This window comes from Novosphingobium sp. TCA1, assembly GCF_009811895.1.
Classification (GTDB): Bacteria; Pseudomonadota; Alphaproteobacteria; order Sphingomonadales; family Sphingomonadaceae; genus Novosphingobium; species Novosphingobium panipatense_A.
On the sequence record NZ_BLJH01000075.1, the window covers coordinates 1 to 6,104 of the forward strand.

A 6,104-nucleotide genomic window follows, 5' to 3' on the forward strand; every position below is an offset into this window, starting at 1 on the left:
GCGACCGACAAACCATGCTCGGACCAACCCGGAGCGGAGGCCTCATGAATAGTGCGGGTTAAGCTGAGTGCGCCCGAAACATTGGAAGGCTCTTCCCGCGAAGCCCATCATGCGGCGGCTAATGCCGACCGCGAAGACGACCCTGCTCCCGGCATACAGCGATGGCGCCATGACGCTGAACATCAACCAAGCACAGAAAGGACTTGCTCTATGACGCGCGATTAGACGACCCTTCGACATATCTGCCTTTTGAATTGTGCCAGCTGAACGACTGTTTCAACCCGGACCGGTCGTTCATAGGGCGTGGGCTAGCTCTCTTTGCTGCAGCCGCCTAATTTATGGATCAGGTCGCGGCCTACTCAGTATCAACCCTCACCAGCGCGGGTGTCGATGGCATCCTGAACTGATGCGGTGGATGCCCGTCCCCGATCGCCAAAGGTAGAACTCTGAGAAGCGCATTACATTTTGATACATGTCAACAAGTTGCAAATAGTTCGTAGTTGCAATATGTGCGCCGCACAATCGAGGTCCCCCTCGGGGAGCACCAAATTATGCGTTTAATCAATTCCCGACTACGGGTAGGGACGAGCGCGGTTGCGCTGGTTCTGGCTGCGACCGCCACAATCTCCGCCTTCGCCGACGAAACTGCTTCAGACGCCGGACCGCAGGACGTCAGTTCTTCGGAAATCACCGTGCTCGGCGCCCGCAGCGAGGACTACAAGGTCGATCAGCTGACCACCGCCACGCGCACCGGCACCAGCATCATGGACGTGCCGCAATCGATCCAGTTCGTGCCGCGCGACGTCATCGACGACCAGCAGATCCTCGACCTCACCAGCGCGCTGCGCAACGTCAGCGGTATCCAGGCGGGCACCGATGCGGGCAACAGGTCGGAAAGCTTCACCATCCGCGGATTCCGCTCGTCGTACTATGCGATCGATTCGATCATGCTCAGCCCGGCGATCGAAACCAACGACAGTTATCGCGACCTCGCCAACGTCGAGCGCATCGAAGTGCTCAAGGGTCCGGCATCGGTGCTCTACGGTCGCGGCGATCCGGGCGGTCTCATCAACATCGTCACCAAGCAGCCGCGCTTCGAGCGGGGGATGAACTTCTCCGTACAGGGCGGCAGCAACGACTTCATGCGCGGGCAGGTGGACGTGACCGGCCCGGTCGACGCGGCAAAGACGCTGGCGGTGCGCTTCATCGCCGCCGCGCAGACCGGCGACACCTTCCGCGACGTGTTCCAGCCCTACCGCCGCCAGTTCCTGTCCGGCTCGGTCTTGTGGGAACCCGGCGACCGCACCCGCGTCATCGCCAGCCTGACTTATGCGCACCAGAAGAACCAGACCGATCGCGGCATCGTCGCCACCACCGACGCCGACCGGGATCTCGTCGTCAACCTGCCGCGCGACCGGTTCCTGGGCGAAGAGTGGGCGACCACCGAATCCAGCCGCTACGAGTTCAACTACCGCATCGAGCATGAACTGGCCGACTGGCTGACGATCCGCCAGATCGGCCACTACGACGAAGGCAAGCTGGACCTGTTCGGCATCAATTACGGCACTACCGTCGCAGTCAATGCCACCACCGGCGCGCGCACCGTCACCCGCACCGCCGTCGAGCAGCACGAGAACAACCACAACTACGATGCGCAGGCCGACATGGTCGCACGCTTCTCCACCGGCGGGATCGGGCACACGGTGGTATTCGGCGGCGAGTACGTGAAGTCCTACCGCTTCCGCACGTTCGCGCGCGCCACGCTGGCCCGGATCGACATCGACAATCCGGAATACGGCGCGCTGCCCGGGACCTTCGTCCCGGCCGCCGACCGCAAGGTGCAGTCGAAGTCTCTGTCCGGTTACCTGCAGGACCAGATCGATATCGGCGACAAGATCAACCTGCTGGCGGGCGTGCGCTACGATCACGCCCAGCAGTCCGACCACGGCACCACCCAGTACGCCTCGGACGACAAGGCATGGTCACCGCGCGTGGGCGTGGTGTTCAAGCCGGTGCCTAACGTCTCGCTGTTCGCCGACTTCACCCGCTCGTTCCAGTCCAAGCCCGAACCGACCATCGACGGCAAGCCGATCGATCCGGAAAAGGGCAAACAGTACGAAGCGGGGATCAAGGCCGAACTGTTCGGCGGCCGCCTCGCCTCCACGCTGTCGGTCTACCAGCTGACGCGCGAGAACGTGACGCAGCAGGATCCCAACAACGTCGGCTACAACATCAACGCGGGCGTCCAGCGCTCGCAGGGTGTGGAGTTCGACATGTCGGGCGCGATCACGCCGAGCATCAAGGTCATCGCCAACGGTGCCTATACCGACGCCACCGTGCGCTCCTCCACCGACTATGCCAGGGGCAACAAGCTGATCGGCGTGCCCAAGTGGAGCGGCAGCCTGTGGGTCACGCTGGAGCCGGTGGACGGCCCGCTCAGCCGCTTGGGCCTCGGCGGCGGCGTCGTGGCCGCGAGCAACCGCATGGGCAATCTGGAGAATACCTTCTCGGTCGGCGGCTACACCCGCTTCGATTCCAGCCTGTGGTACAAGCTGGCCGACAAGGTCCGCCTGACGGTGAACGTCAAGAACATCACCAACGAGTACTACATCGCCAGCACCGTCTCGCGCGCGCAGATCACGCCGGGCGAGGGCCGCAGCTTCCTCGTCGGCCTGAGCGGAGGGTTCTGACGATGAAGAAGGCATTCGCCGCCGCGCTGCTGGCGCTGGCCATCGGTGCGGCTTCCGCCCCCACCCCGGCCTTGGCGGCGGATGCCGGCAAAGTGCTGTTCCTGATGCGCGCCGATCCGCCGGGCGGTTCGGCCGACCCGGCGGTCAAGGCGCGGCTGGAGGCGATGGGCTATGCCGTCACCACCAGCGAGGGGCTGGACGGTGCGCCGGACCCTTGCGGATTCGATCTCGTCGTCATGTCCTCGACGGTACGTTCCAACCAGTTCACCGCCAATCGCCCGGCCATTACCCGCTGGCGCGACATGGGCGTGCCGCTGGTGACCTGGGAGAACGACCTGCTCGACGATCTGTGGATGACCGGCCTGCGCCGTGATACCGATTTCGGCGAGCTGGAAACCGGGCACTACTTCTGGCTGGTGCGCGCCCCGCATCCGATGGCGGCGGGCGTCCCGGCGGGCCTCGGCACCTGGACCGAAGCGCGCACGCCCCCAGGCTGGGGCAAACCCGGCCTCGGCGCCGACATCATCATGACCTGGCCCGGAGAGCCGGAAAAGGCCACCCTGTTCGGCTACGAAGCCGGCGCGACGATGGACCACGACCACCTCGCACCGGCGCGTCGCGTGTTCATTGGCATGGAAAACAACAGCTTCACCCGTATGACCCAGACCGGCCGCACCCTGTTCGACGCCGCGATCACATGGGCACGCGCGGGCGCGAAAATGTGCAAGGTGAAGAAGTGAACCGCGCGCTTGGCCTGGCGCTGACGGCAGCGCTGCTCGCCGGTTCGGCCTCGGCGCAGGACAGCGGCCCGATCCCCGAGGCGCAGCCGCTGCTGGCGCGCTACGTGCTGGCGGGCGGCGCCCTTGCCATCGGCGGCGGCCCGGAAGCCGATGCCGTCGCAGCGGCAGCCAGCGGCCTCTCCCCCCGCATCGTCGGCCCGGCTGGAGCGATGCCGTTGCTGACGCAAGGGACCATTGCGCTCGCCGTGATCCCGCGCGAGATGACCGTGATCGAGCGCGCCGCCGTACGCCGCTTTTCCGGCGGTCTGCCGCTGGCAGTGCCGGTGATGCAGGGGCTCTACCTCTACGCGCGCTGCGACAAGGACGGCGCCGTCGACGAACGGGTGCAGCCGGTTCTGCAAGCGCTGTTCTCCGACGATGGGCAGGCGCGGCTGAAGGCGGCGCTGGCAATCTACAAGCCGCTCGACGCCGCCGCGCTGGCGAAGGCGCGGGAACGGATCGCGGGGCTGCACGCGATCACGATCCCGAAGCGCGCGGCGGGCTATGTCACCCCGGACGGCAGCCTGTCGATCATCGGCAGCGATACGCTGACGACGATCATGCCCGACATCCTCGCCGCTTATGCCCGCCATGCGCCCAAAGTACGGTTCACCGCCGACTTGCGCGGCTCCTCCACCGCAATACCCGCGCTGACCGCCGGGACCACGATCATCGCGCCGATGGGCCGCGAGTTGTGGCAGAACGACCTCGACGGCTTCCGGCAAGTGAAGGGCTACGACCCGATACGCATCCGCGTCGCCTATGCCAGCCACGGTCCGCGTCCGGACGGCAAGACGCCGCCCGCGATCTACGTCAACGCCCGCAATCCGCTTGCCGGACTATCGATGGCGCAAGTGCAGCGCGTCTTCGCGGCAGGCGCACCCGGCGGCGACATCGCCGACTGGGCTACCCTGGGCGGCAACGCGGGTGCGATCCACGTCTACGGCGCGCGCGACGATGGCGGTTTCGGCTCGGCGATGCGCGCCTCGAAGCTGGACGGCTTGCCGTTCAGCGCTCGCTATAAGGCAATGCCGAGCGGCAAGGCGATCCTCGCCGCCGTCGCGGCGGACCCTCACGGCATCGGCTATGCGACGTGGATCGATGCGGGCGAAGCGCCTGCAGGCGTGCGCGTCCTGCCACTGTCCGCGCATGACGGCGGCCCTTACGTCCTGCCCCGGGTGGGCGCGGACCGGGGGGCGTGGCCGATCTCGTACTTCCTTAACATCTACGTTGACAAGGTGCCGGGCAAGCCGGTCGACCCGGCAGCAAAGGATCTGCTGCACTTCCTGCTCTCGGACGAGGGACAGACAATCATTGCCCAGCATTCTGGAGAAGAGGACGGATACCTCCCGCTCGACCAGCAAGACCTGCAGAAAGAACGGCATTTGATCGAGGAAATGTAATGGGTGCAAGATCGCACCGATGCCGATTTAGCAGCTTTCAATCAAAGACAGGTCTTGGATATCCCAGTCGTTCGCCGCGTAGCCAGCGGACGACTGGGATTGGTCGAATCCTTCCGTCGATCAGCCCAAACTCCGGTAGGAAGTTTCGGAGCGGGCTTCGATCGTCGATGGGGTTGCCAAAGAGCCGCTTTCAGGCGAGAATCTGGATAATGCGTAAAGATATCGATCATTTGCCGGCTGTGCAGCAAGGAGAATTGGAGAAGGCCAAAGCCACTCTAATGTCGGAGTTCGAGATTGCGACTTCTCGCGCTACCCAGCCTTGGAAAAAGAACGGGAGAATTCTTAAGATCGTCCTGTTCGGAAGCTACGCACGCAATGACTGGGTGGACGAACCGGAAAACGGATATCACTCTGATTACGATATCCTGATCATTGTCAGCCATGAGAATCTAACCGATATTGCCGAATACTGGTACGTGGCAGAGGACAAAATGCTGCGCGATCCAGCGATCGGTCGACAAGTAAACATCATCGTGCATACTCTGCAGGAAGTGAACGAAGCACTTAACAAAGGCGAATACTTCTGGGTCGATATCGCACGTGATGGCATAGCGCTTTACGAGTTGCCTGGCACCACTCTGGCGATGCCGCAGCCCCTTACCGCCACTGACGCGTTAGAGATGGCGACGAAGTATTTCGAGGAGTGGCTTCCAAAGATTGATCGCTCAATCACGACCGGCCAGGAACAGATGCAGAAGGGCGCGAATGATCTGGGCTGGCGGAAGGAAGCCTCGTTTTCTTTTCATCAAGCTGTAGAACGGAGCTATATTTGCTACTTACTGGTTCTGCGGCACTATTTTCCCCGGTCTCATAATATCAAGTTCCTTCGATCATTGGCAGAAGACCGTGAACCTTGTCTTGTCGAAGCTTGGCCGAGAGAGGACCGTCTGAGTCGCAGGCGGTTTGAGCTTCTTAAGCGAGCTTACGTGGAAGCGCGCTACTCGGACAGCTACGAGATCAGCCTCGAAGACCTTGAAAAGGTGGCGGAGATGGTCGGGGAGCTACGACGTATAGTTGAAGCTGTGTGCGTTAAGCGTTTGGAAAAGTTGCAGCGCGCCGCCAGCCATTGACTGATCGCCTCATAGCGCCACTCTAGCGATAGCTGTTCCGCGCTGTTCCGCGCTGTTCCGCGCTGTTCCGCGCTGTTCCGCGCTGTTCCGCGCTGTTCCGCG

4 protein-coding genes are annotated in these 6,104 nt (G+C 63.2%); all 4 read left to right on the plus strand.

What is annotated here, in order from left to right; all coding sequences use genetic code 11:
• The first annotated feature begins 551 nt into the window (after nt 1–551).
• The 4 genes from NTCA1_RS27640 to NTCA1_RS27655 all read left to right on the plus strand — a co-directional run bounded on the left by NTCA1_RS27640 (nt 552) and on the right by NTCA1_RS27655 (nt 6,002).
• On the plus strand, nt 552–2,690 hold the full coding sequence (locus NTCA1_RS27640) for a TonB-dependent siderophore receptor (RefSeq protein WP_159832445.1): 2,139 nt from the start codon (nt 552–554) through the stop codon (nt 2,688–2,690).
• Nucleotides 2,691–2,692: 2 nt separating this feature from the next.
• Nucleotides 2,693–3,430 carry a hypothetical protein gene (locus NTCA1_RS27645; RefSeq protein WP_159832446.1) on the plus strand — a complete coding sequence of 246 codons (738 nt, stop codon included), beginning with the start codon at nt 2,693–2,695 and terminating at the stop codon, nt 3,428–3,430.
• Nucleotides 3,427–4,872 carry a PstS family phosphate ABC transporter substrate-binding protein gene (locus NTCA1_RS27650; protein WP_159832447.1) on the plus strand — a complete coding sequence of 482 codons (1,446 nt, stop codon included), beginning with the start codon at nt 3,427–3,429 and terminating at the stop codon, nt 4,870–4,872. Before NTCA1_RS27645 ends, NTCA1_RS27650 begins: the two co-directional genes overlap by 4 nt.
• 209 nt (nt 4,873–5,081) lie before the next feature.
• Nucleotides 5,082–6,002 (plus strand): HEPN domain-containing protein, encoded by a 921-nt coding sequence (locus NTCA1_RS27655; RefSeq protein ID WP_159832448.1) that lies wholly within the window; start codon nt 5,082–5,084, stop codon nt 6,000–6,002.
• The last annotated feature ends 102 nt before the right edge of the window (nt 6,003–6,104 follow it).